Below are 26,672 nucleotides of genomic sequence, written 5' to 3'. Positions count from 1 at the left end.
CCCCTTATTTCCCGATATCCTCATTCCATAATTGAGGATTTTTTTGAATAAATTCTTGCATCAAATTTTTACACTCATCTAAATCTAGATCGATGACTTCTACACCGTGAGACTCCATAAAGTCTTTAGCGCCAGCAAAGGTGGCAGATTCCCCAGCAATAACTTTTTTAATACCAAATTGGACAACTGCACCGGCACACAGATAGCAAGGCATTAAGGTAGAATACAGCGTTGTACCCTGATAAGTGCCAATTCTGCCAGCATTACGCAAACAATCGATTTCTGCATGAGTCACGGGATCGGCGTCTTGAACGCGCTTATTGTGTCCTTTACCAAGAACTTCTCCGTCTTTGACTAGTACAGAACCGATGGGGATACCACCTTCATCTCGCCCTTGTTTTGCTTGGGCGATCGCAGCCGTCATAAATTCATCCATAGATTCTCCCTTACTATGACCAAACAACTTGTACTCATGGATCACGATGGTGGTGTTGATGATTATCTCGCAACAATGCTACTTATGACGATGGATAGCATACAACCTTTAGGTATTGTCGTGACTCCCGCCGATTGTTACGCCCAACCTGCTGTAAGTGCTACGCGCAAAATTCTAGATTTGATGGGGCGTGAGATTCCTGTTGCAGAAAGTACTGTACGTGGTATTAATCCATTTCCTCGCTTGTACCGCCGCGATTCTTTCATTGTCGATCATCTACCGATTCTCAATCAAAGTGAAATCCGTACGCCTTTGGTTTCCGAAACAGGACAAGAATTTATGATCCGGGTGTTACTTGATGCGACTGAGCCTGTGACACTCATGGTAACAGGTCCACTAACAACCCTTGCAGTCGCTTTAGATACCGCACCGGAAATTGAGACGAAAATTGCCAAAATCGTCTGGATGGGTGGGGCGCTGAATGTTCCAGGAAATGTTGAAAAAAGCCTTGAAGCTGGACAAGATGGATCTGCTGAGTGGAATGTATACTGGGACCCAATTTCAGCAGCGCGAGTCTGGAAAACTGCAATTGAAATTGTCATGTGTCCTTTAGATTTAACAAATACTGTCCCTGTTACTTCAGAAATTGTCTATCAAATGGGCAAACAGCGCCAGTACCCACTCTCTGATTTAGCTGGACAATGTTATGCCTTGGTGATTCCGCAAGATTACTATTTCTGGGATGTCTTAGCAACTGCATATCTAGCGCATCCAGAGTTTTATGAACTGCGAGAATGGGAAATAGAAATTATGACAATTGGTGCGAGTCAAGGACGCACGAAGATAACTGCTGGCGGGCGTAAAGTTTGGGCAATGGATCGAGTTGATAAATCTCGTTTTTACTCTTATATTTTGCAACAGTGGAGGCGGTAAATGAATAACTAATTATCTGCTTAAACTATAAAGATGTAGAGAACGCAGAGGAAATAGCTCTAGGTATTATGTAATTGAAAGTAATTTAGATAATTTAAGCCCATAAAGATAGCTGCAACCGTACCAGCAACATTGATTTCTTTTGATGCTATTTTTGCCATAACTTTTGATATAGGAATGAGGGATACATCTATATCTTCTGTAATATCTAATTGTTGTTGAGTTAATTTCTTGACATCTTGAGCAAGGAATAAATAAATTGAGTTTGAGTCTTTAACAGGATTATCGTAGAGAACTCCTAACGGTATTGCTGTTTGAGCTATATATCCAGTTTCTTCTCTTAATTCTCGTAATGCAGCATCCTGCGGATCTTCTATTCTGACATCAAAAGTGCCCGCAGGAAGTTCTAGTAAAATCTCGCCCGCACCATGCCGATATTGACGAACAAAAACAATTTCTTGATGACTCGTAATAGGTAAAACTAAAGCAACGTCAAGTCGAATGTTAATAAAATAGTCATCAATAATTTTACCATTAGGTAATTCAACTTCATCTTGGCGTACTTTGCACCATTGATTGTCGATTACCATTTGAGAGTTTAAAACTTTCCATTTTCTTACATCCATAAATCGCCAAAGGTTAAAATAATAATCAAAACTTTAACACATACTCTAATCCTAGATATTATAAATTCACCTCTGTTCCTCCTAACTCTGTGTTACGCCAGTTGCTATAACTGAGGTTCCCCGCAACGCACTGGCTTCTCTATGTCTGAAGTGGTTCGTAAAAAAAACAATATCTACACCATGCGAATTGAAATTGAAACTTTTACAGTTAATAAACGCTTTCCTTTAACAATTAGTCGCGGAACAACTTCCCAGACAACAAATGTGTGGGTAAAGATAGAACAAGATGGTATTACTGGATGGGGAGAAGCATCGCCGTTTTCACTAGGAAATCATCAACAATCTACAGAAGTTCTTAAAGCTGCATTGCAGCAACTTGTCCCACAATTAGAAGTGTATAATCCTCTACAACGACAGCAAATTGAAGGTGTATTAAATAGTCAACTACCTTCAGCAGCCAAAGCCGCAGTAGATGTGGCGTTACATGACTGGCTTGGCAAGTACGTGGGCTTACCACTATGGCAGATCTGGGGATTAGATTGCTCGCGCATTGTTCCTACTTCTGTCACAATTGGTATTAATACCCCCGAAAATGCAAAAGCAAGAGTACGTGCTTGGCTACAATTTGCTGAGGTGCGCGTTATTAAAGTGAAGTTGGGTAATCCCATAGGAGTCACAGCAGATCGCGAGATGTTCTTGGCAGTACAAGAAGCAGCCACAACACAGGATATATTTGTTGATGCAAATGGTGGATGGAATTTAGAAGATGCGGTTGAGATGTGCAAGTGGTTAGCTGAATTAGGTATTAAGTATGTTGAACAACCTTTGGCACAAGGAGAAGAAAATAAACTAGCAGAACTTAAGAAGCGATCGCCTCTCCCCATATTTGTTGACGAAAGCTGTCATACTAGTCGCGATATTCCTCAACTTGCACCATTAATTGATGGCATCAATATCAAACTAATGAAAGCTGGGGGTTTAACCGAAGCAATGCGTATGGTACATACTGCCCGCGCTTATGGGTTACAAGTGATGTTCGGTTGCTATTCTGATAGTACGCTAGCAAATACCGCCGCCGCGCAACTTTCCCCACTAGCAGATTATCTAGATTTAGATAGCCATATGAATTTAATCGACGATCCATTTATGGGTGCAATGCTACAAGCAGGGAGAGTGATTCCCAATCATAAATCAGGATTAGGAGTAGAACGCAGTGCAGCTTGAAGATCGTCAACGAATTGCAATTCTTCTGCATGAAGGAATTCGAGGTAATGGTAATGGCAAAACAGGGTTAGCACTGTTACGCTATAGCGAAGTCCCAGTTGTTGCCGTAATCGATAAAGACTGTGCAGGAGAATCCTTAGTTGCATTAACAGGAATACCTCTTGATGTTCCTATAGTTGCATCGGTAGCTGATGCATTAATTTATACACCAGATGTCCTGACGATTGGAATTGCACCTTCAGGAGGTGTGTTACCGCAAGCATGGTTGCAGGAAATTCAATGTGCAGTAGCCGCAGGATTATCGGTAGTCAATGGATTGCACACACCACTGGCAACAATACCAGAGTTGCGATCGCACCTACGCGAAGGACAATGGATCTGGGATGTACGCCAAGAACCATCCAACTTAGCAATCGGCAGTGGTAAAGCGCGATCGCTATCATGTCGCCGTGTATTAACTGTTGGTACAGATATGGCTGTCGGGAAAATGTCTGCAAGTCTAGAACTCAACGCCACAGCAAAAAAACAAGGATTGCATTCTAAATTCCTCGCAACAGGACAAGCAGGAATTATGATCTCTGGTGATGGTATCCCTTTAGATGCGGTGCGTGTAGATTTCGCCGCTGGTGCTGTTGAACAACTTGTTTTACGCTACGGTGCAGATTACGATATTTTATTCATTGAAGGACAAGGTTCAATCTTACATCCTGGTTCGACTGCAACTTTACCTCTGATTCGCGGAACGCAACCAACACATTTAATTTTAGTCCATCGTGCCGGACAAACTCATATTCGCAGCCATCCACACGTCCCAATTCCACCATTATCTGAAGTCGTGAAACTCTACGAAAACCTTGCAACAGCAGGAGGTGCTTTTGCACCTGTTAAAGTTATCGGAATCGCCCTCAATACTGCGCATCTAGATGAATTATCCGCAAAAGGTGCGATCGCACAAGCTCAAACTGAAACAACTCTACCATGTACAGATGTTGTCCGCTTTGGTGCAGAACTCCTATTGAACGCAGTTTACCAAGCCTAATAGACTTCTTGCAGAAGTAGGTTAAAGGATAATCCAACTGCTTACTTCATATACGCAAAAGTCCCTTTTGCAAGTCGATGACTTATTATTAGACCTCCTGCGTGAATGCTGGGCGAATAAATTCGTTAGCTAAATAAACAAAGTCCACCTCCGTGGACTTACCTATAAAAATCTTGTTTTAGTGTACGAAGGTACACTTTGCTTGGATAGCCCTGACTTTAGTCGGAGGGCATCTGTGATTCATGCAGGAGGTCTATTGAACTATGTAGACAACATCTAGTAGCGGAAGCGGTGAAAAACTTTGTATCAATCTTACCTTTTTTTCAGTACAAATACTTAATCTTGTCAACGGTAACAGCGAACAAAATTTTTTTGTCTATTGGCTTAGAGTAAAATGACTAAAAAGCAATAATACAAAATTGTTGTCTAAACAGATACATAATATCTTGTGCATCCATTCAAAAGGCAGCTTGATATTCCTTTTTCTTCATGTTCTTGAGAATTTCAATCACCAACTGTCGTTGTTTTGGTGTCAACTTTCTCAAACTATCTCCCCACAGTTGTTCAACAGCTTTTTGGTGAGCATCATCGTTGTTGTTCGCAGAACTGTCTTTTGAATCATTCATGTCAATCTCTTCTTGTCTGGAAGATGAACTGCATAGACAGTGTTGATCTAGGTATACAAAACCCACAACAACTGACTTAATAAGAAAAACCTTACTTTAACTAAGAATAAACAAAGTAGTAAGAGTTTATCTGTACGGTTCCGAACATATAAAAAAACTCGTGTGAAATAGCCTGAGTAAGCTAGTCATCCTTAGTGCCAAGTAATCGCTGAAATTCTGCTTTAATGACCTGATAACACTCACATGCCGTCAATTCCAGTGTTTCTCGATCTGTGATGTTGATTTTGCCACGACTGTAGTGAATCATTCCGGCTTTACTCAGAGTACTTGCAGCTACCGTAACACCACTGCGGCGCGTACCTAGCATTTGGGCAATGAATTCTTGGGTTAATGGTAACTCTTCTGACTCGACGCGATCGCTTACCGTCAATAGCCAGCGCGAAAGCCTTTCTTCTAGTGTGTGTAAACGATTACAAGCAGCAGATTGTCCAAGTTGAGTATAAATCGCCTGTGTATAACGCAGTAAGAGTTTTTGTAAAGCACCACCTCGATAAAACTCCTCTTTTAATACCTCAGCTTTCAGTTTCAGGATGTTACCTGGAATCTGCACCACCGTTTGGTGAACTGCTGTATCATCCCCCCAACATACAGGTAGACCCACTATACCTTCTTTACCAATCACTCCTACTTCAATCGTCGATCCATCTTGCATGATAGAGACAGCAGAAACCATAGCTGTTGTCGGAAAGTACACATCAAAAATAACTTCTCCGGTATTATGCAGTACCCTTTGAAAGGGTAGTGAAAGATTTTCTAGATAGGGAGCAAGACGCTGATAATCTTCAGCAGGTAAAGCCGCAAGCAACTTGTTGCCTTGCCGATTCAAATTTTCGCTCATTTATCCTAAAAACTTCCTAAGTATAAAGTAGTGTTGTGTCACTGAAAACACTATAGATTGCTACCTGAAGACTAAGAATTTATCCTTTAACGCTAGGATAACTTTACTAGTCGAAAACAATTTTACGAGATTTTACTATGAAAGCAAAAAAAACATCTGATAAAATTAAATCACTAAAACGCAATATCAAATCTTAAGTATTTCTTTGTTTTCTGAGAATGGAAAACCTTCAACCTGATCAAGGCTAGAAATATCCAGCTACTACCATGTAATTGGATTTTTGAGTTATAAATATTGATCTTTAATCAATGACAAATTATTCGATTTGCAAATATTATTAATAAAATTAGGTCATATGACATATGGCTAATAGTTAATAGTTGATTGTTGCTTCACTGACCATTAACCAATAACAGCCCTTAAGTAACATTTCTTTTCACCCACTTACCTAACTCATCGCTATATCTAGAAAAAATTGCCTAAACTGAGAATAAATTCAACCAGCGATTGAGCCTTCCCATCATGAAACTTCCCTGGAACTCACTGTTGCTAAGCTTGAACTTGGTGATATTTTCTGCTGGAACATCAATTGTCCTTGCTGAACCTTCAGTTAGCGATCCTCCTAATGCGATCGTGGTACCTATAGAAGGAGAAGAAACAACACAACCCGCATCTACACAAGAAATTGTTGATAAAATTAACAGCGCTTCAACTTTAAGTTCGGAAGAAATAGCGCGTCAACAAAAGTTTATTGAAGCCGATCGCTTGTATTTAGGAGGACAATTCGCAGCAGCTGAAAAAATCTATCGGGAAGTCAAAGCACCGTTTCTCACAGTATCAACTGAAGTTGTACAACGTCCGCCAGCAATTATCGATCCCGCTCAACTCCCACCAGCAGGTAAAGTTTATTGGCGAGAAGCAGAAGCAGCTTTTCAACACAAAGTTGCTAGTAGAATGATGGTACCACTACGGTTGTTAGTAGAACAATATCCAGAATTTATTCCTGGTCATCTGAGACTTGCCCAAGCATTACAAAAATTTGACCATAACTCTGAAGCGATCGCCGTTTTAGAACGTGCCGTCACACTTTATCCCGAACAATCTGAATTAGTTAAAGCTAAAGTAGCATTACTTGCCGAATCCAAACAATGGATGGAAGCGTCCCTCGCAGCGCGTCAATTTGCTTTACTCAGAAGTTTAAACGCAGAACACGCTAACGAATTTACCCAACTTGCAGACACGCACCTCGAACGCTATCAAAAGCACTTGCGTAGCGAGTTGAGAGGAAATATGATTGCCAATGTCCTCACTGGTGCATTAGGTTACGCACTTACAGGTAATCTCTTTGGTCCTTTTTCGGCAGTGCAAACAACCGCAATGTTGCTTCGTGGCGAATCAGCTGTTGGTGAATCTGTCGCCAACCAAGCGCGGGAACAGCTAGAAATCGTGACTGATAAAACAGTTGTAGATTATGTCAATGAAATTGGACAAAGACTTGCACAAGTTGCTGGTAGAAAAGATTTTCAATACGAATTTTATATAGTTTTAGATAAAGACTTAAACGCTTTTGCACTACCAGGCGGTAAGGTATTTGTCAATGCTGGAGCAATTACAAGCACTAACTCTGAAGCAGAATTAGCAGGGTTGCTGGCGCATGAATTAGCCCATGCCGTTTTATCACATGGTTTTCAGTTAGTTGCTGGAGGGAATCTTGTTGCTAACGTGACGCAATTTTTCCCTTATGGAGGCACTGTCGCGAATCTTGTTGCACTCAACTACAGCCGCGAAATGGAACAGGAAGCCGACATGTTAGGTACGCGACTTCTCGCTTCGACTGGCTATGCTGCCGATGGATTACGTAACTTGATGGTGACACTAAAACAAGAAGAAACACGCACAGCTTTTGGTTGGTTATCTTCACATCCACCCACAAGCGATCGCATTCGCTATCTCGAATCAATTATTCAGCGCCACGGTTACAACCGCTACGCTTACGAGGGAGTTGCCAGACACACTCAGATCAAACAAAGAGTAGAAAAATTGCTACAACAGAAACAATCCGAACCTAAAAAGCATCAACGATAAGTAAATAGAGGTGAGGAGCGAGGAGCGAGGTTGTTAAGAAAACTCTTCTAAATTCACAACTCACAACTCAAAACTAATCCCTACTTTACATCGAGGAGTCGTTTATGTCACCACAGTTGCAATTTGCTTGGCGAGGTATTGGTTTGTCTGTCGGGGTAGCAACACTGTTACTTGGTAATAGCGTTATAGCTGCGCCACAATATAACTGGATTGCGCAGGTCAATCCTACCGTACCACCCGTTGTTGTTGATACAGAACCATTACCACCAGTGCCAGGAACAACACCACCTAATGGTTCCACAGTTCCCAGTGTCACAACTGCTACGCGGTTTACTTGTCAATTGAATAACGGTCAGTATACAGTCATGTATCAGCCCGAAAGCCAGCCAAATCGCTTTTTCCCCTGGGCTACTCCAACAGCTTTAGGTGGTGGTTGGAGCGAACAACGACGTTGTGAAGAAATTAGTCGTCGCTTAGAATCATATCGCCCAGATGGTTTATTAGAACTCACAACAGGCGTAGAAAATAATTATAATACTGTTTGCGTGATCACGCAGCGCAACAATTCATCGTGTCGCATTGTCTTTACCGTACCTCCAGGGCAAGACCCAATCTTAACTCGCGATCGCGTCTTTGAAAACCTCACAGTTGCTGATAGCGGTCAACAGACAACTGGAGTTTATACTTATACAAATCGTGGTAACGAACTCGATCGGCTATTTAACTTAGGACGTTCTGTTATTGGCGGTAACAATCAACGTTCTTCACGAAGCATTAACTTAAGACCTTTCCTCGATCGCGCTGATGGTGGTAACGGAACTCAACTCAGCGGTGGTGTTCCAGCACGTAATAATACACAATCGCGACCAGGTACTAGAAGACTTAACCCCAGCAACTTTTAGCTGCTAAAGTATAGCTAATTGCCAATAGAAGAATTGCCAAGAGCTAAATATGGTTAATCGCGATCGCATTCAACCAGAACCAGGACAAGAGTCAGTCTGGGATTATCCCCGTCCGCCACGTTTAGAAGACGTTAATAAGCATATTCAGGTCATTTTCAACGAAATTGCGATCGCTGATACCCATCATGCCAAACGAGTACTAGAAACAAGTCATCCACCTGTTTATTACATCCCACCTAGTGATATCAAAATGGAGTACCTTATTCGTACTCCTCAATCGAGTTTTTGTGAGTGGAAAGGATTTGCAGGCTATTACACAGTTGCAGTAAGTGACAAACAAGTTCCAAATGCTGCTTGGTTTTACCCCGATCCTACTCCTACTTTTGCTGCAATTAAAGACTATGTCGCTTTCTATCCACATTTGATGGATGCTTGTTACGTCAATGGTGAGAAAGTGCAACCACAACCAGGAGACTTCTACGGCGGTTGGATCACCAGTGATATTGTTGGTCCATTCAAAGGTGGTCTTGGAACCTGGGGATGGTAGTTCTTTGCTGTAAAAACTCAAGCAACCAATTAAGCTGAGGTGAAAAAATACCGACTGAAGAACAGCAAGATCCGATTAATCAACACGGAAAAATAATGACCCTACAAAGCAAAATTGTTGAACTTGAAGAAGCTAGAAAAGTAGTAGGATTTAGAAGCGAGAGGATTAATGATAGAAGTTTAGAGCGAATAAATTTAAAAAATAGTTGAGCTGATGATATGTATTAATAAATATAGAGATTCGATAATAGAGAACATACGTGATAAGTTAAAGCAAAATTTACTGGATTTAAAATATAGTATTAGTAATCTAGAAAGGGAAATTCAGACTTGAATAATGTATTGATTTTCCTCAGTAATATTAGTAGCGTAATTAATCATTTGGCTAATATTTTAAATTGATGTTACCAGGTTAGTATCACAAATCCTCATCAAGTTGGTGATACTATTGTCTTAGTATAAACATGAGCATCTTAATACTTCTACAACACTTCCTCTGTTATCAAACTACAGAATCAACTACAAGCATTGCAGTGTAATGACGATTGTGATTGCAATTTAGCTACTTGTATAGGACTTGTATGAATACAACAGAACCAGGCGATCGCGAACACCTAGAGAATTTTAAAATATTCTCCAAGCACGTTGGTGTATGGGAAGGCATTTGGGTGCGCTTAGATGCAAACGCTAAAGAAATTGAGCAATTTACAGGTGTTGTGACGAAAAAGATAGTTGATAATCAATGGGTGCAAACTAATACGTATCAGTTTGCTGATGGTAGAAGTGTCACTCAAAATTTTGTGGGTGTTGTAGCTGGCAAAGGTGCGATAAAAATCGAAAGTTCCGAACCTCCGTTTTGTAACTACACCACACTAGCTGAGGAATATGGCACCAACCTGATTATTTTTCGGATTTGGGATAAAGCAACTGGCGTGCTACTTGGCGTCGAAACGATTAATCTCATCAATGACAACACTTGTATCCGCACTAGCCAAGGATTTAGTGCTGAAGGAAAATTTAGGGGCGGGATGATGATTACTGAACGTAGAATTGGCTAATTAGCATCTGGAATGCTGCAACTTAATTTTGTAGCTTTCTATTAGTATGTAGTCAAGCGGGGGGTGATTTGAGGTATGAGTGCCAAGATTGGTATTCGCAATCCTCGAACGGGGCAAATCGATTGTTAGAGGCTGAATCTAACATTTGAGCAATTGACTGAAAAATGTGCCCTCTTGCGTACAGCTCAAAGTGACTGGTTGCAGATCAATTTAGCACGGCGAATTCAAGCATGACAAGAGTGAAAACAAGCTCTATTTTCCCTAAAAGACGATTTAATTCAGGCTTTGATAATTGATACCCTATCCTTTATTTGAGGTAATCAGCCCTTGGAATTTTCCATTGAAGTGAAGATACGCCAGCAAAAGTAAAGCCAATGGGAAGATCGGGTTAACCGGATGATGTGGCTGCTTTGGTAGCTTTTTTTGTTCTGAGGAAATTAGATGGATCGCGGATCAAAACATTTATGTTGATGGGGGACTGGGACTTTCATCGACTGAGTGAGAATTCCAAGTCAGAGTAAGCGATCGCATAGTATTTGATATTTGCATAAGCAACCGTTGCAATTGTTTTAATGGAGAACAAGATGGCAGAAGGGTCAAACAATACCCTAAAAGTTGCCTACCAAGCATTTGAGTATTTTAGTCATGGACTGGCAACAGGGGAGTGGAATCAGTTTATCGATATGCTTAGCGATGACTTCACCTTTTGGTTTCCAGTGGGACCTTATCATGGCTTAAATGTGGGAAAAGAACGGGCGATCGCCTTCTTTCAATACGTCTCTGAGGCATTCAGTAGTGGGTTGTTCCTCACCTTAGACCGAGTGACTAGCAATCAGACGACAGTGGTTTTTGAGTTTCGAGATGAGGGACTCATGTGGGGAGAACCTTATAAAAATCGAGTCGCGGTTTCCTTCGATGTGCGTAGCGATCGCATTTGTGGCTACCGAGAGTATTTTGGTAGTGATGGTAAATCTAACTAAGGCAAGCTCGAAACCCTTGTGGTGGACATCCAACCAGGGCTAGGTGCATTGAAAGTTCACAATTGAAAGTCCGACGCATAGCTTCGATTGATCTAAAATGCGGTTGATGAGTCCAAATTGAGCGCATGGCAAACCAAGCTTTGATTCCAGTAGTTGTGAATGGTGCTGCTGGTAAAATGGGTCGTGAAGTCATTAAAGCAGTCTCTCAAGCAAGTGACATGACTTTAGTGGGTGCAGTTGACCACAACCCTGAATACAATGGCAAAGATGTGGGAGAAGTTGCAGGTTTAAGCGAACCGCTAGAAATCCCAATTACCGATCAATTAGAACCTACACTAGTCCTAGCAACTCAAGAAAGACAATTGGGTGTGATGGTAGATTTCACGCATCCGAGTACTGTTTATGACAATATTCGCGCGGCGATCGCCTATGGGATTCGCCCAGTTGTGGGAACGACAGGATTAAGCGTTGCCCAAATTCAAGACTTAGCCGAATTTGCAGACAAAGCGAGTACAGGTTGTTTACTGGTTCCCAATTTCTCAATCGGTATGGTACTACTCCAAGAAGCCGCAGTTAGAGCCTCGCAGTACTTTGACCATGTAGAAATTATTGAACTGCATCACAATCAAAAAGCAGACGCCCCTAGTGGAACCGCAATTCAAACCGCCCAAATGCTTGCAGAAATGGGCAAAACATACAATAGAACCACGGTAGAAGAAACTGAAAAGCTACCTGGAGCAAGAGGCAGTGTTGCTGATGAAGGTATTAGAATTCATAGTGTACGCCTTCCTGGACTCATTGCTCACCAAGAAGTGATTTTTGGCGCACCAGGACAAATCTATACTTTACGCCACGATACCAGCGATCGCGCTTGTTATATGCCTGGAGTCCTGCTTGCCATTCGTAAAGTCCTACAACTCAAATCCCTAGTCTATGGCTTGGAAAAGCTATTGTAATCATGGGGGAATAATGAATTTAGTCCCTAATCCTTAACTCCTCACTCCTGATGCTAGTTCCACTCACGCGCCAAAAATTTGAACAATTGATTCCCCGCATTGCGACTGGCGATCAGTACAAATATTGTTGGGGCAAGTTTCCTGATTTCTTAAAACGACTGCTAATTTCAGTTGTCAGTGTTGTTGTCATTTGGATTTTGCGATTAGTTTTAGGTGAAGGATCTAGCCTATTGCTCTTTCCTGTAGGAGCGATCGCCGGACTTTATTGGTTGTGGGGACCTGTTTTATGGGCAAGTTTGCGTAATGTAGAATACCGCAAATATCCTTACAGTGGTTTCTTACGCGGGCGAATATTAGATGTCTATATTACTGAGGAATTAATTGGTACTGAAGAAACTGTTAACAATAAGGGCGAATTGGTAATTGTCGAAAACCGCGAACGGCGACTCAATATAGAAGTTGGTGATGAAACAGACTTTTTTACTGAAATTCAAGTACCGCTACGCCGCAACCACCAAGATGTCGTTCCCAATCAAATTGCTGAAATGGTCGTGCTTTCTACTCGACCAGATTTAAGTAGCATTGCCAAAGTAACAGATATCTATATTCCAAGTCGTAATATCTGGGTCAGCGATTACCCTTACTTACAAAAAAACAACTTTATTGAAGTCAGCCGTCGTTTGCGTGAGAGTAGAGAACCGCGATCGCGTCAAGCCTCACGTAGAAGAACCCGCCCTTCCTATCCGCAAGATGTCGAGGAATGGTAAAGAAACCCGTTACTGATACTAAGTATTCTATGTTTCTGACGCCGAAGAACGATTGAGTACTGGTGATAAATAAGCTACCAAAGCACCAATTAGGAAACCTGCAATGTTACGCACTAAAGGAAGCCACTCGGAAGTCCGTGTCACAACAGGTCCAATCCCAAACGCAATAAATAGAATTCCCCACAGCGGTGAGAAAATTAAAGCCCATTGCCAAGCAAAAACTTGCCCAGGACGCCGAGGTTGAGCCGCAAAACCACATATTACACCACCAAGAACCGAGGTAATGAGTGTCAAAATCCATTGTTCGCGTGGTAATCCAGGAACAACGCGACAGCCACCTTGTCGTAAACAAGCTTCAACTGACTCGATAGATTGAATAATTGATTGATCTTCTCCCTCTTCGCGAACAAAGTACAAATTACCAAAACGGGTTTGTAACTCTACCCAAAATGTCCGAGGTAATAGCTGGTAAACGGCATCACCGACATTAAAGTTGAGAATATTTCCCCCACGAGAATCGGCAACAACTAAAATACTTTTTTCATCTAAATTCCAAAAATCTTTGACTGCTGCGCCTGGTGTCCGATCATACTGTGTTAGAACGCGGAGTTTCCAACCAGTTTCTGCTTCAAATTGTTCAAGTTCTTGCGCTAATCTCTCTTCTTGAACGCTCGTGAGCGATCGGGCTAAGTCTATAATTGGCGTTGGCTGATCGGGAAGTAATTCTGGATTGTTATACGCGAGTGCGACAGGAGAAGGTAATAACCAGGCTGCACCAGCTAAAAAAATTGCAAATACGCTTACCAGTAATCGTCGCCAAATAGAACACTGCATGGACAATTCTATATAAATCTCAAATTTGGACAATAACCAAATGGTTTTATTGTAAAGAGTAAAAAAAAGATGATACTTCTTTACATTTTGTAACTTTACTCTAATTTAGCTGACAATTGCCCATAAACTCAATCCCCCATGAAGAGAATCTCGGGTTTTGCTCAGAAGTAGCTACTTTGTTAAGAAAGCAGAGGAAGCTTCAGGAGCAGAGGGAGAATACTGTTTTCTATCTATTCAAAACTCAAAACTCAAAACTAATTACTAGCCCCTTCACCTGGTTGTAATCGCATCAAGAATAAAATCAGTGCTACACCGACTAAAGCTCCACCAAGGTGGGCAATGCGATCAACGCCATCTTGAATACCTGTTTGACGTAACTCAAATATGACGCGCTCGATCACAAATTGACCGAGAATGAGAACTTCTAGAATTTTGCGCCAATGCCAGCGGAGTTTGATGAGAACGCTTACGGCAAATAAGCCAAAAACTGCTCCTGAAGCCCCTAGCGAGTAAACGGCTCCACCGTGGAAGAAAAAACTCATGAGACTGCCGCCTAATCCACAAATAATGTAGGAACTGACGACTCCCAAAATGCCTTCTTCTTCCTCAACAATCCTGCCAAAAATATAGAGAAAAAATAGATTACCTGAAATATGCGCCCAGTTTGCATGACAGAACATTGAAGTGAAAAACTGATACCAAGCTGGAGAGGCGTGATTGAGATAAAGATGTTGGATAAAAGGAATACCTAGAACGCGATCAGCAATAAACACAACCAAGTTGATAATAATTAACGTGAAAACACCGTTGTAGTTTTGTTTAGGGTTAGTTGTTAGTGGCTGGTTTTTGAGCATTCTTTAAGATAAGGGTCAGAGATTGGGGTCAGGGAGTTCTCATACCATCATTGTTGACATTATGCAATGTGCAGTTTAGGAAATCTGGGAGGTTTGTATCCACTTTAAAGTCAGGGTTATTTTTGTACCTCCTAATCCCTCATTCCTTCAATTATCTCTCTTCTGTTTCGACATCATCATTATCGTCATGCCAATTTGAGGTATCGTAGCGCACCTGACTCGATTCTATATTTGTTGTGTAACTGCGATATTGCTCAAGGAATGCTGCATTGTTTTCTTCAGGTAATTCTTCTGGATAAGGAACATTGTTTGTGCGATCGCGCTGTCTTGAGCGCTGTTCTGCTAAAAAGCGATCGCTACTCCGACGAGTACCGCGTGTAAAAGTTCTCCAAGCGACTTTCACCCCAGTGAAAACGCTGCGCGTACCAACTTCAACTTTCTGTGCCTGTTTCACAGCATTATCGATGCTTTGATCGACTTGCTTAGCGACATTGCTCGCTCTTTGTACACCTTGGCTGACATCATCAGTTAAATCGCTAATTTCTAACCCTGTTAAGCGAATTGCTTCTAATGTAGGTGGTAAGTCTCGCCGTAGTGTATCAAACAATTTTTCTGCACTGCGAGCTGCCCGCGCCAACTCTTGTAATGCTGGCAAGGCTGCCACCAATACTGCGGTCAAACTCACAGCCACTAAAAGAATCGATAGTCCAAGCCAAAATAAAGGGTCAATCACAAGTATCAAGAGCGATTATAGGCGGTCTAAAAGCGGTGGTTGATCGGAGGAAGCTTCAATTTTATTCGAGCGCATAGGTGTTTGACGCTCTTGTTGACTTGCTTCAATGCCTGCAGCTAAAGCTTCTCGCAATCGTTCTAGTGTGTCATCCCAGTTGCGCAATGCTGTTTCTGATAAGCGATCTGCTTGTATCTGTACACTTGTGGATAAATCTTCGGCTAATTCTGGTAAAGCATCAGCAGATTTTTTCAGCAAAGTACGTGTTTCTCGTCCAGCACGCGGTGCCATTAGCAAGCCTGTTAGAGTACCAATGGCAGCCCCTAGCAACATACCGCCAACAAAAACCCCAGAACGGTTGTTAGACATAACTGTATCTATCTCCTTACACTCATTTTATGTAAGTTTTACCGGCTTGCACGAGTTATCGTGCACATTTACTGCACAAATAGTACTACTACACTCTTTCTTGTCTACTTTTACAACAAGTGAAACTATTTTGAATTCTAACTTTTGAACTGAGAATCACCTATATTTTGCCAAAGCTTTTCTAAAAAAACCTGTCTGACGCAATAACACGATGCGCTGCCAAGTCTGTAAGACGACTGCTAATAAATTGAAAAATTGTTTGATTCGTAGTTGTTTGACCTCTTGTGGTGTATCTGGCTGTCGTGTTTGGCGAATTGCTGTTTTTCCGACGGTGATCGCGTCTGGTGTCCTCTGCAAAGCTGCACGAGTTACGCGCTCATACACCAACAAAATATCTGCTATCCGCGCCAACTTAAGCCGTAGTTGCCATATTTGCCAAGCAACACACAAAAGAACTAGCGTTAGTCCTAGATTTATGAAAACAACTGTTACCATCGCTGCTTGGCTAGCTCCCAATTTGAATTTATGATGAGCTGATTAAATTTAGTTCTAGGGTTCTGAGCACTATCAAGCTTAAGCTAGATGAGCATGACTTACCTTACTATGTTAATTTCCGATCTGGCAATGCCTTAGCTGATCTTTAAAATCTATACCTTTTAGTTTAGATAACTATGTCTTTTGCTCAACAAACATCCTCTCCAAACAAGCCAAATCACCGCTATCGAGGACTCGAAAGATTTTTTGCGATTCTTGCCCTAGTTAATTTTTGTTTAGTGCTATTTGACTATAGTTATATACCTTGGCGAGACTTTTACTTTCATGCCGCTCCTGCCTTCACTCAACAGTACGATTTCTTTAAAGGCATTGAGCCACATCGAGAGACTGAGCGCTATCTTGCTAAGGTTAATGAGTTGGATGAACAAGTTGAGCAAACGAGCTTACAGTCACAGGAAACTGAAAATTTGCTGCAAGAGTTACAATTCTTGAGCAATGAAATGATTGAAGATAATCCTTTTGCTGAAGCTAATAAAACAGGATCGCTGGCTAAAATCAAAAATCAGATCCGCGATCGCATGAATAAAGAATCTGCTCATAAAGCTTTTGATTTGTTTTGGAGTAAAACTCATTTATCTCAACAAAACTTCCAGCAAGAACTTGATTTTTTTGACGAACAAATAAAACCATTACTTAAAACAAATTATTATCGCGATATTAGCACTAATGGTAAGTTTATTGATAAGTTTTGGCTAATTGATTTGCCCTTCGTCATCTTATTCGGTTGTGAGTTTATTGTTCGTACTTATTCTATTAGCCGCAGACGTCCAGACTTAAATTGGTTGCAAACTATATTGCGGCGATGGTTTGATATTTTTCTGTTGCTTCCTTTTTGGCGCTGGCTGAGAATTATTCCTTTAACAGTTCATTTATATCAGTCTGAACTTGTTGATTTAGAGCCACTGCGCGAGCAGCTTAACCACGATGTTGTCATTAATTTTGCCGAAGAAATGACTGAAGTTGTTGGAATTCGGATCATTGATCAAGCTCAGGAGGCAGTGAATCGAGGTGATGTAGCAAATTGGTTATTAAATCCAGATTCCCGCCGTCCTTATATCAATATTAATAATACGAACGAAGTACAGGCGATCGCTACCCGTTTGTTAGACCTCAGCATTCATCAAGTTTTGCCTAAAATGCAACCTGATATTGAAGCTCTCGTTCATCATATGGTTGTCAATACTCTCAATCAATCCCCAATCTACCAACAAATAAAAAACGTTCCTGGTGTCAGTCGTCTCCCTAACCAATTAACAGAGAAACTCGCTACAGAAGTATCTCAAGCTACATACAGTACTATGACTAAATTTCTCCAAGATCCTGTAGTTATGCAATTGTCAAATCAATTAGTAGAAAACTTTATTCAAGCTTTGCAAGTAGAAGTGCAAAAACAGCAAAATATTCAAGAAATTCAAGCACTAGTTGTCGATCTTCTAGAGGAGATTAAGATTAATTACGTTAAAGGTCTTGAGAAAGAAGGAGTAGAAGGATTATGGGAAGAGTCTTATCAGTTGCGTAGAATTGCCGCTAACGAACAGTAGTTTTTAGTAGGTATATGTGAATATACAAAGCTTTTAAATGGTTTCTGAATGCTCTAATTTATCGGCTACTAGTTAATTATATCTAGAAGCTATTAGCAATTCTACCTGAATATTCATAGCTCAAATATAAATGTTATAGAGAAGAAAATAGTTACTATATTTGCTATTTTCCTCTCTCAACTTACGTATTAACTATGTTAAACCAGCATTACCAGGAACTTGGCTAGTTTTACTTGTACCGTGTAAACGGGGATCGGGTTGTGGTGGTTCGGGTTCAGGTCCAATTGGTTGTGGATTTGCGACATATTCAAATTCACCTTTTCCATCTGGTGTAGGACCTTTAGCCCAACGCCCTTCAGCACTTTGCGTACCTTCCGAGTGATTCCAGAACTGATAGGCATACTCGTTCTTGCCATATTCGTGGGCGACACTGGGAGCAACTGTTGCCTCTAGTCCTTCACTTTGTAGATCTTCAATTGCCGCTAACCACTGGTTTTGATGCATCGTGTCGCGGGCGATCATAAAACTGAGGTGATCTTTCACTCCAGGGTCGTCTGTCATCTCATACAACCGTACAGCCTGCATCAGACCTTGAGACTCCGCATGGAGATTAGAACGGAAGTCTGCAAGTAAGTTGCCACTAGCAACAATAAACCGACCATTCCAAGGAAAACCAACGCTATCTGCTGGCATTGCACCTAATCCAGATACGATCGCGTGTTGTGGATTCATAGCGGCTGCCATGATCTCATCTCGTGGATTACTACCACCCATGACTGCACCTACTATCCGGTCTTTTGCTCCTTCTTCCTGAAGTTTCAGCGGTGCCTTATCTAGTAAACACGCAATCATTGTAGCTAGCATCTCAACGTGACCGATTTCCTCAGTACCAATGTCTAGCAACATATCTCGATACTTAGCAGGTCCTCGGCAGTTCCAGCCTTGGAACAAGTACTGCATCATTACGGTCATTTCTCCAAATGAACCACCGATGAGTTCCTGCATTTTCATTGCATATACAGGATCTGGTTTCTCTGGCGGAGTGAAGTATTGTAACCGCTTTTGATGAAAAAACATTTAATTCTCCCTAATAAAATCTTTGAGCCTAGCCACATAAGAAATCAATCAAGATGCCTCTGAGCGCGGCATCTAAACTTAGACAATTGATATCTTTGTACTACCTTTAAGTATCTACTTAAAAAAGCTCTTTACATCAGTCATTGGAAAGACAAAATTCTATCCAATTTATATAGGTATTTGTGCAGTTTTTAACTAGTAAAGTTAACTAGAATACGTCCTTTACTAATGTTTGAATATTTGAGTATTTAGACTCTTGTATTTTTTTAAATATCCCTAAAAAAATACTAGTTTTTCTATCGATTAGCGAATACAAAGGTGTTCAACTTGTTCTCTTAATAACTATTAAAGTATATTTAGCAGAAAAGTTAATAGTTTTTTAACAAAGGTTATAACAAAGTTAAATTCATAGCTATAAAAGTTATAGGTAACAAAAAGTGTCTAAAAAACTGGGTAAATATTAATTCTGTATTTGGTGAATAAATTTGCTGCTATACAAACAAATACTTAATAGTTTTGTGGGGTAGGCATCTTGTCTGCCCTATGCAGAAATGCAAAAGTGAACTCAAGGTACTGATAAAAAAACCGTTACTTTTTCAGTAACGGCTCAACAAACACTTTAAATATCAATACAGCTTTAAGCTTCGTCGCGTCCATGTACTTGGGCTGGGGGACTTGTTGCTTCAACTGCGGTAAAAGCCTCGATGATTTTGTATGTATGAGATGCACCTTTAGGGACAACCCAAGAATCTCCAGGTTCAAGCAAAAGCTTTTGACCTTCAAGGTGTAATTCTGCCCGCCCTTGAATTACATAACCAACAGTTTCGTACTCGCGTTTTGCTTCAGGCTTTGGCTCGTCTGGTTGTTCGTTTTCCCAAAGCCGCATGGAAACGGTTTTACCAGAAGCAAGGTACTTTTGACCCATCTCGCCGTGTGGCGAATGTTGGGAACTGACTTTCATTACAGTAGTGTCACTCATGGTAGCTTTCCTCCCGAAAGTATGCGCTCTAGTTTTAAGGCTTAAGTACGACTTTGATACAGTTGTCTTTCTTATGCTTAAAGGTTTCATAACCTTTGGGTGCATCTTCTAGCTTCATGCGATGCGTAATCACAAAAGACGGATCAATGTCGCCATTTTGGATATGTTCAAGCAATGGCTTCAAATAACGATGGACGTGTGTTTGTCCCATCTTCATCGTTAAACCTTTATTCATAGCAGCACCCATCGGCATCTTGTCGATGAAGCCACCATAAACGCCAGGAATTGAGACTGTACCACCTTTACGACAGGCAACAATCACTTGTCTGAGAGCAGTTGGTCGATCAGTTTCTAATCGCAATGCTTGCTTTGCTTCGTCATAAAATCCTTCTAAACCTGTACCGTGGGCTTCCATCCCTACAGCATCCATACAAGCGTCAGGTCCTCGCCCACCTGTCATTTCTTTTAGGGCTTCTCCGACATCAACTTCTTCATAATTGAGAATTTCTGCCTTACCCTGTTCTTTTGCCATTTGCAGGCGTTCAGGAACGCGGTCAATAGCAATGACGCGATCGGCACCTAACATATATGCACTTCTAATCGCAAACTGTCCAACAGGTCCACATCCCCAAATCGCTACAGTATCACCTGGCTTGATGTCGCAGTTTTCTGCTGCCATATATCCTGTTGGAAAGATATCTGTAAGAAACAGTACTTGATCGTCGCTGAGTCCTTCAGGAATCTTGAATAAACCAACATCAGCAAAAGGAACGCGGGCATATTCAGCTTGACCGCCAGCATAACCTCCTAGCATATGAGAGTAGCCAAAAAGTCCTGATGGCGAGTGTCCCATCAGTTTTTCAGCAATCCAAGCATTAGGGTTAGAGTTATCACACAGTGACCACAAATCGCGGTTACAGAAAAAGCAGTTACCACACGAAATAGTGAAGGGAACGACAACGCGATCGCCTTTTTGAACATTTTTAACTGCACTACCAAGTTCTACGACTTCTCCCATAAATTCATGACCGAGGATGTCTCCTTTTTTCATCGTTGGGACATACCCGTCATAAAGGTGTAGATCAGAACCACAAATTGCTGTCGATGTAATTTTAATAATGGCATCGCGCGGATTCAGGATCTTGGGATCTGGTACATTTTTCACCTCAACCTTGGTAGTACCTTCCCAGCAAACTGCTTTCATGAAATATAGTTCTCCTTAATTTATCAATTAACTTTTGGTCTTTCTATTCCCTTCCTGAAGGTTGACCTTCGGTTGTCGCAATCTCGCCCGCTTCCATCAATTGTTTGAAACGACGGAGATCGTCACCAATCTGCTGTTCAGGTTCTTCACCAAAAAGTTTTGCTACTGCTGATGCGATCGCTCCACCTGGAGGGTTATATTCCAAGACAACTTTGACTTCTGTACCGCGATCGTCTGGTGCAGGTTTAAAGCGGACAAAACCAGAATTCTCAATATCAGCGTCTTCTGCGGAAGCCCAAGCAATTAATTCGTTTTCTCGCTCTTGAATAATTTCTGCATCCCACTCGACACTAGCATCTAAAGGTGCTTTGGCAACCCAGTGCGATTTTTTACTATCGATGAGTGTTACCGACTCTAGATGCTTCATGAAAGTAGGTAATTTGGCAAAATCGCGCCAATAGCTGTAAAGTTCTGCGGCGGGTTTGTTAATTGTGACTGTTTTTTCAACTTTAATCGGCTGATTCAATCCCATTGCTTCTTGGGCTTGCTTCAAGGTGCTTTGTTTTTTTGCGCCTTGATAAAGTAAACCACCACCTGCAACTGCCATTAGCACGCCACGTAGCGATCGCTGCCTTAAACCCATTAACACCATTGCACCGCCACCAATCAGCGATGCCCAACGCTCTTTATCGCCTGCTTCTATTGATTCTGGCGATTGTTCGCTTGATTTATCTTGTGGAGTTAATTCCATAGCAACTTAATCAATTTAGACTTATATGTACAAACTTTCAGATGAAAGTCATAAGAAAAGAAGAAAGTTAGTTGAATCTTTCTTTCTACTGCTACATAGAGTTGAGTTTTGAGTAAAACACAAAACTCAACTCTCAAAACTTTTACTGAGCAGCGATCGCAGGTCCAGTTGTTGGCTTACCTGGCTTGACTTCATTTCCTACTCGTGACCGATACAGTTTTACTAAATGCTGTTCTTGCTGCATCAAGTCTTGAACGATATCTTGGATCAAGGCTGTAGTTACGGGATCTGTGGTACTTACCATTAAGGTAGAAAGATCGTTGATACCTGTTTGCAAGTCACCTAACGCACTACGGATTTGATAGATATCGTCGCTACCGTGAAGTGCAGCTTTGACTTTAGCGTACTTATCCGCAATATTTGCACTCAATGACGGCTTTTCACCCAAAGCGGCTAAACGTGCTTCTAACTTTTGAATGTGCTGCAACTTACTTTGCATCATTTGTTGGAAGAGCGATCGCACTTCACCATCAGATTCTTTTTCGGCATAGTGTTCTAGTGCTTCTTGAGCATATCGCTCACCTGCTAAAGCAGTATTTAAAGCTTGAACAACTTCGCTCTTTTTCGAGCCACCCCATGCATCTGCTAATTTCCACCACTCTGCGTTATTGTCAGTTTCGTTTGGCAGTGCAGCTTCTTTACCACCGTAACCTAAACGGCTCAAAATCGCTGTTGTAAAGATTGCTAAGTCTCCAGGTTGACGCGAGGTAATGAGATTACCATCAACTACTAATGGTTCATCTACATAATTTGCACCAGCGTTAATCATATCCTTGCGAACTGCAATGAAGCCAGTAGCAGTTTTACCTTTTAGCAAATCACCTTCAATTAAAAGTTGTGGTCCGTGACAAACTGCAGCGACAAGTTTTCCTTGTTCCATTGCTTCTTGAACAAAGCGTACAGTATTTGGATTGCGGCGCATTCGATCAGGAGCCATTCCGCCTGGAACAATGATTGCATCGAACTCTGAAGCCATAGCTTCTGTTGTTGTTCCATCAGCTTCTTTGGCAAGCTTACCTTGTTTGCCTTTGTACTTTTCGTTTGTGCGCGAACCTAGGATGGTGACATTAAATCCTGCTTGCTTCAACGCATTGTATGGTACTTGAAATTCAACATCCTCAACTCCATTTTCGATGAGAATAGCAACTTTTTTACTGGTGTAAGAATTATTAGAAATTGTCATTTGACCTCCTAAACTAATGTGATTTGTCCTCAATTTGCTTTGGAAATGGTGTGCTATTTTCTGCTATGAATAACTTTTCATTTGCTATGATTGCGCGTCTATCTGCTAAGTTCTGAGTTATTCGTGACTTGCACTGCACAAAGGACTACTCTTGCATGACTTAAAATGAGGAAATCTTTGAATCGATAAATGTCTCTCGTTTGTATCTCCATTCAAGATTTGTGCTCTTAGGTAGCTTTACTTCAGTGTGTTCTTTTAGTTGCTGGGTTTTGAACAACGTAGCTTCGCACCAATTCCTTTCTCTAGGTTATGTAGCTTGCTTTGACTTCTCTTCACTCCAAAGGGATATATTTTGGCGATCGCGGGGGATACTACCTAAGAAATAGATTGCCAAGGCTGCAAAAGCGTTATTGTGGAAAGATAGGCGTGCAATTTTTATTAGGTTTTACAGCAATTTATCAGGACGAAAGATTATGGCTGAAAAAGTAAATAAAGCTGATAAAGATACCCAAGAATTTATAGACGAAGTAGAGCAAGAAAGTACTGCATCCTATGGCACAGGAGTACACACGCCACCTGGAGTAGATTCTGGCAGGAATACAGTGCGCGATCGCATGAATGATTACAACGATGTCAGCCCAGAGTTATCAGGAGGCGACTTAGATGCAGCCTGGGATCAAGCTGATGTTGCTGGTGAAGAAGCTGTAGGAGGAACTGCACCTACTCCTGATCAAAATGTTGTTGATGAAATAGGATCAGCAGTAGGGCTAGATATGGCAGAAGAAGAATATGTTCATACTACCGAAGTACTAAATGTCCGTGACGATCGCCGTTGGGAGTTAGATCCGCAATCTTCTGAAGATTATCAAGAACACAGCGATTAAAATCGTCAGGTAGACATCAATGTCTACCCAATTTATCACCTTAGTACGACTACTTAATTGTTTGAGTGTCTTTATTATCTAATCCTTCTTGCTCGTGTTCCAAGCGTAATTCTCCCTGAGGTTCTGATCGGAACCACATAGGAGTATCTGAACCAACAGCACCTTTAGCGACAGTAACGCCGCCATCAACTAACCACAATGCACCTGTGACGTAGCTTGCTTCAGAAGACGCAATAAACGCATAAACATTTGCCACTTCTTCGGGTGTACCGCGTCGCGCCATTGGTGTTCCCTGAATCAGCATTTTCTCCATTTTGCTATCCATTGGACCTTTTTCTTTGCGCGTCCATGCTGTATCAATTGCACCAGGACAAACACAATTAGCACGGATACAATATTTTGCTTGCTCAACTGCAACACCTTTCATAAAAGAGTGTATCCAGCCCTTAGTACCACCGTACGGAGTGTTTTGGGCAATGCCATTAAAACCAGCTTCTGAACCAGCGGAAACAATGTTACCACGGGATTTTTGCAGGTATGGTAGAGCATACTTAGTCATCAAGAATGCAGAACGAATATTCATCCGCACGGTGTCATCAAAAACGTCAACAGGGTAGTCTTGTGTTTCTGCTGTAGCTAGAAATACACCTGCGTTGTTAATGAGGATATCTAGTTGTCCATATGCGGTAATCGCAGTTTGAACGCAGTTTTGAGCGTGAAATTCTTGAGAAACGTCACCAGCATAGGGAACTGCTTCACCGCCATACTTTTTAATTGCATCTACAACATCCTGAATCGGATCGTCGGGTAAGCTGTTGACGATGACTTTTGCTCCTTCTTTGGCAAATTTATGAGCGATCGCCTCTCCAATTCCTGTTGCTGCCCCTGTAACAATTGCGACTTTTCCTTCTAGACGTCGATCCATGTTGTCACCTCCTGATTTTTTGCGCTCTCATAGCTGCTGCACATTAAAAGTCGTGCAGATATTTATATCAATTTGTCCAGCACAAAATTGATATACATCTGTCTTCAGTGGGGTTCATCAAAATCATGACCTTTGATACCTTTCGGTTAGGCAGTTTTCTAAATTCAGTGAAGAAGACTGAACTTGCAATTTACTTGAGCAATTTGAGCCGAGGTTTTTATGGCAACTACTAACGATGAGACAGTGACTCAAATCGTCAAAGCTTTTCAAAGCTTGGGTGTAGATGAGCAATTAGCTTTATTCTGGTTTATTTACAAAGAAATGGGTAACTCGATCACGCCAGCTGCTCCTCAAGCTAGCACAGTTTCGCCTGATGTTGCGGAAGGACTTTTCAATCAGATTAAAGAAAAGTCGCATGAAGAACAGCTACAGTTTCAGCGTGACTTGATTAATAATGCCGATACTGAATACACCCGCATGTATGGCTCAATGAGTGATACCACTAAGTTGTTAGTCTGGTATCGTTTAGCTCAAGGAATGGACAGCGGTACAATCATTCCCATGCCACCCAATTATGAACTTTCCTCAGAAGCAAAAAAAGTTCTTGAGCAGGTAAAAGGACTTGAATTTGAGCAGCAAATTACAACAATGCGCGACTATGTATCACCTATGGGTGCAGAACCTAAGGCTGGGGCAGAAGTATAAGCTGAATAGCATCGACCTCATCGATTGAGAAAGTTGATCGCAGTCGGTCAAATGCCAATCTAATGTATGCTCAGCCATCAAGCATCAAAATTGCGTTGCGATGCGTTTTTCTTGTTCGAGAACGTCAGACAAAATAAACAAATACGAGAGTGCAATGACTTCTACGAACATGGATAGTGTTAACAAATCTGTAGCAGCTTTCAAGCAATTAGATATTGACGATCGCTTAGCTGCCTTAGCCTTAATTTATCAAGAAGTAGCTAGTGCAGTACCAGCGAACGCCTTACAAGCATCACCCCAAGTAAGTGGGTTAGTTGCAAAAATTCAAGAACTATCTCAAGAAAGACAGGTTGATGCGTTGCGAGATCTCTTACCTGCAACAAGGAACGATCAAAACGAGACAACTCTCGATCCAAATCCTAGTAAAGCATTAACTGAACTAGTTTCTGGTGGCAATACTGTTCCCACAGGTGAGTATGGCTCAATGCCAACCGAGTCAAAATTAGCATTTTGGTATCAAGTAGCACAGAAACTAGGTAATGGTGTTGTAGGAATCCCTAGTGATTATCATCCTTCAGCGAAAGTAACTGAATTGTTAAGCTCGCTCAAATCGTTAGACACTGATCAGAAAGTGAGTTTTTTGACACAAGCACTTTAAGTTGAATGTGTTGACTCAGCACTAGCGTTATCAGTGAAATATTCGTAATGGAAGTAGATTGCAACTCACAATTGCACTACTTCCTTTTTTATATGTAAGTCTTATTGTGTCAATTCTAAAAATAGTTGTAATTCCCCTGTATATCTCTGTAGCAACTCTCAGAGGATGTCTGAAAAGTCAAAGACTATACCAATCGTCTCAACATAAGACGAATCATCGCAACTTGAATCATCGCCTCAGAAGTGGCAGGTAAAACCTCATAATCTTTGCTCAGTCTCCGACACCAG

At 41.4% G+C, this 26,672-nt stretch carries 28 protein-coding genes and 1 pseudogene; 14 read left to right on the top strand and 15 right to left on the bottom strand.

The window, feature by feature from the left end:
- Nucleotides 1–4: 4 nt before the first annotated feature.
- Nucleotides 5–436, bottom strand: coding sequence for a nucleoside deaminase (locus IQ230_RS22495; RefSeq protein ID WP_193934465.1), 432 nt, complete (start codon nt 434–436; stop codon nt 5–7).
- Between the two features lie 15 nt (nt 437–451).
- On the opposite strand from IQ230_RS22495, the gene IQ230_RS22490 reads away from it, so the two are divergent.
- Complete coding sequence (locus IQ230_RS22490) at nt 452–1,369, top strand: nucleoside hydrolase (RefSeq protein WP_193934464.1); 918 nt, start codon at nt 452–454, stop codon at nt 1,367–1,369.
- A gap of 59 nt (nt 1,370–1,428) precedes the next feature.
- On the opposite strand, the gene IQ230_RS22485 is transcribed toward IQ230_RS22490, so the two are convergent.
- Nucleotides 1,429–1,995 carry an NUDIX hydrolase gene (locus IQ230_RS22485; protein WP_193934463.1) on the bottom strand — a complete coding sequence of 189 codons (567 nt, stop codon included), beginning with the start codon at nt 1,993–1,995 and terminating at the stop codon, nt 1,429–1,431.
- A gap of 180 nt (nt 1,996–2,175) precedes the next feature.
- Between IQ230_RS22485 and IQ230_RS22480 the strand changes: the two genes are divergently transcribed.
- Nucleotides 2,176–3,219, top strand: a complete 1,044-nt coding sequence (locus tag IQ230_RS22480; protein WP_193934466.1) for a dipeptide epimerase — start codon at nt 2,176–2,178, stop codon at nt 3,217–3,219.
- The gene (locus tag IQ230_RS22475) at nt 3,209–4,258 is read left to right on the top strand and encodes a DUF1611 domain-containing protein (RefSeq protein WP_193934462.1); all 1,050 of its coding nucleotides are present in this window, start codon (nt 3,209–3,211) and stop codon (nt 4,256–4,258) included. The genes IQ230_RS22480 and IQ230_RS22475 overlap by 11 nt, the downstream gene beginning before the upstream one ends.
- 458 nt (nt 4,259–4,716) lie before the next feature.
- On the opposite strand, the gene IQ230_RS22470 is transcribed toward IQ230_RS22475, so the two are convergent.
- Both IQ230_RS22470 and IQ230_RS22465 read right to left on the bottom strand, forming a co-directional pair.
- Nucleotides 4,717–4,884 (bottom strand): hypothetical protein, encoded by a 168-nt coding sequence (locus IQ230_RS22470; RefSeq protein WP_193934461.1) that lies wholly within the window; start codon nt 4,882–4,884, stop codon nt 4,717–4,719.
- Between the two features lie 181 nt (nt 4,885–5,065).
- Nucleotides 5,066–5,782, bottom strand: coding sequence for a Crp/Fnr family transcriptional regulator (locus IQ230_RS22465; protein WP_193934460.1), 717 nt, complete (start codon nt 5,780–5,782; stop codon nt 5,066–5,068).
- 522 nt (nt 5,783–6,304) lie between these two features.
- Between IQ230_RS22465 and IQ230_RS22460 the strand changes: the two genes are divergently transcribed.
- The 7 genes from IQ230_RS22460 to IQ230_RS22430 all read left to right on the top strand — a co-directional run bounded on the left by IQ230_RS22460 (nt 6,305) and on the right by IQ230_RS22430 (nt 13,076).
- Nucleotides 6,305–7,867: a M48 family metallopeptidase gene (locus IQ230_RS22460; RefSeq protein WP_193934459.1), complete on the top strand. Its 1,563-nt coding sequence runs from the start codon at nt 6,305–6,307 to the stop codon at nt 7,865–7,867.
- A gap of 104 nt (nt 7,868–7,971) precedes the next feature.
- Nucleotides 7,972–8,769 carry a COP23 domain-containing protein gene (locus IQ230_RS22455; protein ID WP_193934458.1) on the top strand — a complete coding sequence of 266 codons (798 nt, stop codon included), beginning with the start codon at nt 7,972–7,974 and terminating at the stop codon, nt 8,767–8,769.
- 49 nt (nt 8,770–8,818) lie between these two features.
- Nucleotides 8,819–9,316, top strand: a complete 498-nt coding sequence (locus tag IQ230_RS22450) for a DUF427 domain-containing protein (RefSeq protein ID WP_193934457.1) — start codon at nt 8,819–8,821, stop codon at nt 9,314–9,316.
- Between the two features lie 580 nt (nt 9,317–9,896).
- Nucleotides 9,897–10,373 carry a DUF3598 family protein gene (locus IQ230_RS22445; protein ID WP_193934456.1) on the top strand — a complete coding sequence of 159 codons (477 nt, stop codon included), beginning with the start codon at nt 9,897–9,899 and terminating at the stop codon, nt 10,371–10,373.
- A gap of 584 nt (nt 10,374–10,957) precedes the next feature.
- A complete protein-coding gene (locus IQ230_RS22440) occupies nt 10,958–11,353 on the top strand; it encodes a nuclear transport factor 2 family protein (RefSeq protein ID WP_193934455.1) in 396 nt (131 codons plus the stop codon).
- A 125-nt stretch (nt 11,354–11,478) separates the two neighbouring features.
- Entirely contained in the window at nt 11,479–12,309 is an 831-nt protein-coding gene (gene dapB / locus IQ230_RS22435) for a 4-hydroxy-tetrahydrodipicolinate reductase (RefSeq protein ID WP_193934454.1), read from the top strand.
- A gap of 50 nt (nt 12,310–12,359) precedes the next feature.
- Entirely contained in the window at nt 12,360–13,076 is a 717-nt protein-coding gene (locus IQ230_RS22430) for a phosphate ABC transporter permease (RefSeq protein WP_193934453.1), read from the top strand.
- Nucleotides 13,077–13,103: 27 nt separating this feature from the next.
- Here IQ230_RS22430 and IQ230_RS22425 read toward each other — a convergent pair whose 3' ends face one another.
- From IQ230_RS22425 to IQ230_RS22405, 5 genes and pseudogenes are all read right to left on the bottom strand, one after another.
- A complete protein-coding gene (locus IQ230_RS22425; RefSeq protein ID WP_193934452.1) occupies nt 13,104–13,910 on the bottom strand; it encodes a TPM domain-containing protein in 807 nt (268 codons plus the stop codon).
- 254 nt (nt 13,911–14,164) lie between these two features.
- Entirely contained in the window at nt 14,165–14,764 is a 600-nt protein-coding gene (locus IQ230_RS22420) for a rhomboid family intramembrane serine protease (protein WP_193934451.1), read from the bottom strand.
- 370 nt (nt 14,765–15,134) lie between these two features.
- Nucleotides 15,135–15,497, bottom strand: a pseudogene (locus IQ230_RS27525) (DUF948 domain-containing protein); the annotation flags it as partial.
- A 15-nt stretch (nt 15,498–15,512) separates the two neighbouring features.
- On the bottom strand, nt 15,513–15,863 hold the full coding sequence (locus tag IQ230_RS22410) for a YtxH domain-containing protein (protein WP_099701642.1): 351 nt from the start codon (nt 15,861–15,863) through the stop codon (nt 15,513–15,515).
- A gap of 156 nt (nt 15,864–16,019) precedes the next feature.
- Complete coding sequence (locus IQ230_RS22405; RefSeq protein WP_193934449.1) at nt 16,020–16,358, bottom strand: hypothetical protein; 339 nt, start codon at nt 16,356–16,358, stop codon at nt 16,020–16,022.
- Nucleotides 16,359–16,534: 176 nt separating this feature from the next.
- On the opposite strand from IQ230_RS22405, the gene IQ230_RS22400 reads away from it, so the two are divergent.
- Nucleotides 16,535–17,959, top strand: a complete 1,425-nt coding sequence (locus IQ230_RS22400) for a hypothetical protein (RefSeq protein WP_193934448.1) — start codon at nt 16,535–16,537, stop codon at nt 17,957–17,959.
- 192 nt (nt 17,960–18,151) lie between these two features.
- Here IQ230_RS22400 and IQ230_RS22395 read toward each other — a convergent pair whose 3' ends face one another.
- From IQ230_RS22395 to IQ230_RS22375, 5 genes are all read right to left on the bottom strand, one after another.
- Nucleotides 18,152–19,036, bottom strand: a complete 885-nt coding sequence (locus IQ230_RS22395; protein ID WP_193934447.1) for a manganese catalase family protein — start codon at nt 19,034–19,036, stop codon at nt 18,152–18,154.
- A 637-nt stretch (nt 19,037–19,673) separates the two neighbouring features.
- On the bottom strand, nt 19,674–20,015 hold the full coding sequence (locus tag IQ230_RS22390; protein WP_193934446.1) for a cupin domain-containing protein: 342 nt from the start codon (nt 20,013–20,015) through the stop codon (nt 19,674–19,676).
- 34 nt (nt 20,016–20,049) lie between these two features.
- Nucleotides 20,050–21,219 (bottom strand): zinc-dependent alcohol dehydrogenase, encoded by a 1,170-nt coding sequence (locus IQ230_RS22385; RefSeq protein WP_193934445.1) that lies wholly within the window; start codon nt 21,217–21,219, stop codon nt 20,050–20,052.
- 43 nt (nt 21,220–21,262) lie between these two features.
- Nucleotides 21,263–21,970 (bottom strand): SRPBCC family protein, encoded by a 708-nt coding sequence (locus IQ230_RS22380; protein WP_193934444.1) that lies wholly within the window; start codon nt 21,968–21,970, stop codon nt 21,263–21,265.
- 142 nt (nt 21,971–22,112) lie between these two features.
- A complete protein-coding gene (locus IQ230_RS22375) occupies nt 22,113–23,213 on the bottom strand; it encodes a DJ-1/PfpI/YhbO family deglycase/protease (RefSeq protein WP_193934443.1) in 1,101 nt (366 codons plus the stop codon).
- Nucleotides 23,214–23,686: 473 nt separating this feature from the next.
- Between IQ230_RS22375 and IQ230_RS22370 the strand changes: the two genes are divergently transcribed.
- Nucleotides 23,687–24,097, top strand: coding sequence for a DUF6335 family protein (locus tag IQ230_RS22370; protein WP_193934442.1), 411 nt, complete (start codon nt 23,687–23,689; stop codon nt 24,095–24,097).
- A gap of 49 nt (nt 24,098–24,146) precedes the next feature.
- Here IQ230_RS22370 and IQ230_RS22365 read toward each other — a convergent pair whose 3' ends face one another.
- Nucleotides 24,147–25,022 (bottom strand): SDR family NAD(P)-dependent oxidoreductase, encoded by an 876-nt coding sequence (locus IQ230_RS22365; RefSeq protein ID WP_193934441.1) that lies wholly within the window; start codon nt 25,020–25,022, stop codon nt 24,147–24,149.
- Between the two features lie 219 nt (nt 25,023–25,241).
- On the opposite strand from IQ230_RS22365, the gene IQ230_RS22360 reads away from it, so the two are divergent.
- Nucleotides 25,242–25,727 carry an orange carotenoid protein N-terminal domain-containing protein gene (locus IQ230_RS22360; protein WP_193934440.1) on the top strand — a complete coding sequence of 162 codons (486 nt, stop codon included), beginning with the start codon at nt 25,242–25,244 and terminating at the stop codon, nt 25,725–25,727.
- Between the two features lie 154 nt (nt 25,728–25,881).
- Nucleotides 25,882–26,385, top strand: a complete 504-nt coding sequence (locus IQ230_RS22355) for an orange carotenoid protein N-terminal domain-containing protein (protein ID WP_193934439.1) — start codon at nt 25,882–25,884, stop codon at nt 26,383–26,385.
- The last annotated feature ends 287 nt before the right edge of the window (nt 26,386–26,672 follow it).

It is taken from the genome of Gloeocapsopsis crepidinum LEGE 06123 (assembly GCF_015207655.1).
GTDB lineage: Bacteria > Cyanobacteriota > Cyanobacteriia > Cyanobacteriales > Chroococcidiopsidaceae > Gloeocapsopsis > Gloeocapsopsis crepidinum.
Note: the sequence above shows the minus strand (reverse complement) of the source record. Positions and strands in the feature narration are given on the sequence as shown.